The organism is Aeromonas sp. QDB39, from assembly GCF_027707585.1.
Classification (GTDB): domain Bacteria; phylum Pseudomonadota; class Gammaproteobacteria; order Enterobacterales; family Aeromonadaceae; genus Aeromonas; species Aeromonas hydrophila.
This window is the reverse complement of the sequence record NZ_JAPCIV010000100.1, coordinates 1-2348: the sequence shown is the minus strand read 5'-3', so window position 1 is coordinate 2348 and position 2348 is coordinate 1. Positions and strand designations below refer to the sequence as shown.

Sequence of the window (2348 nt, the reverse complement as noted above, 5' to 3'; positions counted from 1 at the left end):
AGGGGTTCCGCGCACATTTCCCCGAAAAGTGCCACCTGACGTCTAAGAAACCATTATTATCATGACATTAACCTATATGTCAAGACCCGGCTGGTTATACACGCGTTTCCTGAACAATTCAGGGCGTTTTTCATGCCATTCCTTGAGCGCCTGAACGGGTGTTTTGTGTTGGAGCGCGCGTTGCGGAATGCTGTGGTTGTAGATCTTGACGTAATTGCGCAGCGTCGATTCCAGTTCGGCAGCTGAACCAAAACGGGTCTGGTTGACGATGTCGCTGATACGACCGTTGAAGCGCTCCACCATGCCGTTGGTCTGCGGATGACGAGGCGGGATGAGCCGGTGCTCGATGCCGAGCTGCTTGCACAGGCGGTCGAACACGTGTGTGCCGCTGGGTTCCTTCTTCTTGCCGCCAGCCGTGAAGCGGTCGGTGAACTGGCTGCCGTTGTCGGTCAGAAGCTTGACGATCTTGACGGGACAGGCTTGCTGGACTTTGTTGAGGAAGTCGCCACTGCTGCCATCGGTCTGGTCGGCATAGAGCTCGATGAAGACCCAGCGCGTAGCACGGTCGATGGCAACGAAGAGATAGCGCCTTGCCGTCTCGTCGGGCATCTGCGGCAGGTACTTGATGTCGATGTGCACAAAGCCCGGCTCGTAGTCCTTGAAGGTCTTTTTCGTGGCGGGCGCAGTGCCTTCCTGCTCGACCAGGTTACGTAGATCCGAGACACCGTGGCGGCGCAGGCAACGTCCCAGGCCGGCACGCGAGACGGCTGGATTGATGAACTCGCGCGTGACCGCCAGCAGGTCGTCCGTGGGCAGCAGCAACGTCTTGCGCAGCTCCACCACGATGAGCTCCTGCTCGGGCGTGAGCGTCGTGTACATCTTGTTCGGCGCATGCGACTTGTCTTCAGGAGACTCGCGGTTTTGCCACTTTCGGATGGTTTGGCGGGTGACGTTGTACATCCTGGCCAGTTCGGCCTGCGGGAGCGTCGAGTTCCTGATTTCCTCACGGATCAGGTGGGTAGTACGGGCTTGGCTGTGCAGTGCCTGGGTCATCGAGTTGCCAGTGAAGAGTCGGATTGGAACAGTGTACGCAAAACGTGTCTGGCCTTGAAGAGCGGCCAGCTACGCATGGGTACATGATCCCACGAGTCCAGACACCTATAAAAATAGGCGTATCACGAGGCCCTTTCGTCTTCAAGAATTTTATAAACCGTGGAGCGGGCAATACTGAGCTGATGAGCAATTTCCGTTGCACCAGTGCCCTTCTGATGAAGCGTCAGCACGACGTTCCTGTCCACGGTACGCCTGCGGCCAAATTTGATTCCTTTCAGCTTTGCTTCCTGTCGGCCCTCATTCGTGCGCTCTAGGATCCTCCGGCGTTCAGCTTGTGCCACAGCCGACAGGATGGTGACCACCATTTGCCCCATATCACCGTCGGTACTGATCCCGTCGTCAATAAACCGAACCGCGACACCCTGAGCATCAAACTCTTTTATCAGTTGGATCATGTCGGCGGTGTCGCGGCCAAGACGGTCGAGCTTCTTCACCAGAATGACATCACCTTCCTCCACCTTCATCCTCAGCAAATCCAGCCCTTCCCGATCTGTTGAACTGCCGGATGCCTTGTCGGTAAAGATGCGGTTAGCTTTTACCCCTGCATCTTTGAGCGCTCTGATCTGAATATCGAGGGACTGCTGGCTGGTTGAGACCCGCGCATAACCAAAAATTCGCATAAAATGTACCTTAAATCGAATATCAGACACGATGTGTCTATTATGCCAAAATGACGATTTAATGGACACTCAAACGAAGCCGTTTTACTATGTCTGATAATTTATAACATTTCGGACGGTTGCAAAAATGTTACTAAATGCCCGTCAGGCAGGGAGGCCGATATGCCCGTTGACTTTCTGACCACTGAGCAGACTGAAAGCTATGGCAGATTCACCGGTGAACCGGATGAGCTTCAGCTGGCACGATATTTTCATCTTGATGAAGCAGACAAGGAATTTATCGGAAAAAGCAGAGGTGATCACAACCGTCTGGGCATTGCCCTGCAAATTGGATGTGTCCGTTTTCTGGGCACCTTCCTCACCGATATGAATCATATTCCTTCCGGCGTCCGGCATTTTACCGCCAGACAGCTCGGGATTCGTGATATCACCGTTCTTGCAGAATACGGTCAGAGGGAAAATACCCGCCGTGAGCATGCAGCGCTGATACGTCAGCACTATCAGTATCGTGAATTTGCCTGGCCCTGGACATTTCGCCTTCATGTACAGAACCTTAAGCGGCAAGCGAATTAATAATACCGTCTAACGTGTTGTTTTGCTTGGATTTTCTCTGCC

General features: G+C 53.6%; 2 protein-coding genes and 1 pseudogene. 1 reads left to right on the top strand and 2 read right to left on the bottom strand.

Annotation, left to right across the window (positions count from 1 at the left end):
- Positions 1-72: 72 nt before the first annotated feature.
- Together PG899_RS23935 and PG899_RS23930 are read right to left on the bottom strand one after the other, a co-directional pair.
- Entirely contained in the window at positions 73-1053 is a 981-nt protein-coding gene (locus tag PG899_RS23935; RefSeq protein ID WP_013213985.1) for an IS481-like element ISKpn27 family transposase, read from the bottom strand.
- 122 nt (positions 1054-1175) lie between these two features.
- Positions 1176-1733, bottom strand: coding sequence for a recombinase family protein (locus PG899_RS23930; RefSeq protein ID WP_001217881.1), 558 nt, complete (start codon positions 1731-1733; stop codon positions 1176-1178).
- A 162-nt stretch (positions 1734-1895) separates the two neighbouring features.
- On the opposite strand from PG899_RS23930, the pseudogene PG899_RS23925 reads away from it, so the two are divergent.
- Positions 1896-2273: pseudogene (locus PG899_RS23925) on the top strand (DUF4158 domain-containing protein); the annotation flags it as partial.
- Between the last annotated feature and the right edge of the window lie 75 nt (positions 2274-2348).

Bases quoted from the DNA above. Each gene is read 5' to 3' on its own strand.
- PG899_RS23935 (WP_013213985.1), bottom strand. From the start codon at position 1,053: ATGACCCAGGCACTGCACAGCCAAGCCCGTACTACCCACCTGATCCGT.
- PG899_RS23930 (WP_001217881.1), bottom strand. From the start codon at position 1,733: ATGCGAATTTTTGGTTATGCGCGGGTCTCAACCAGCCAGCAGTCCCTC.